The 285-nt window shown below is 62.8% G+C and carries 1 pseudogene; it reads right to left on the bottom strand.

The annotated features are described in order from the left end of the window. Nucleotides 1–188: pseudogene (locus J3481_RS14505) on the bottom strand (AAA family ATPase); the annotation flags it as partial. Between the last annotated feature and the right edge of the window lie 97 nt (nucleotides 189–285).

Genomic DNA, 285 nt, shown 5'->3' with positions numbered 1-285 from the left:
TGGGCAGGGAAGCGGGCCTGCTGGGTATAGGCCTGGAGTCGGCTTGCCTTTCGCGATTCCATCTCCTCAGCCAGGCAGGCGGCGAGATACTGGATGGGGGAGTGGCTGTGCACTCCCGCCTCCCTGGCCAGCGCCGCGTACGCCCTGCGTAGACCGGGCATCTTCAGCTCTTTGCAGTAGATCTCCACGTAAACGTCAACCGAACTACACCTTGACTCATGTGTCAGGCGTGGGGCTGAGCATCCGCCCGGCTCCGCATGGGTGCTCAAGGACTCGTCCTTCCAT

It is taken from the genome of Alicyclobacillus fructus (assembly GCF_017329605.1).
In the GTDB taxonomy this organism is placed as follows: Bacteria; Bacillota; Bacilli; order Alicyclobacillales; family Alicyclobacillaceae; genus Alicyclobacillus; species Alicyclobacillus fructus.
Note: the sequence above shows the minus strand (reverse complement) of the source record. Positions and strands in the feature narration are given on the sequence as shown.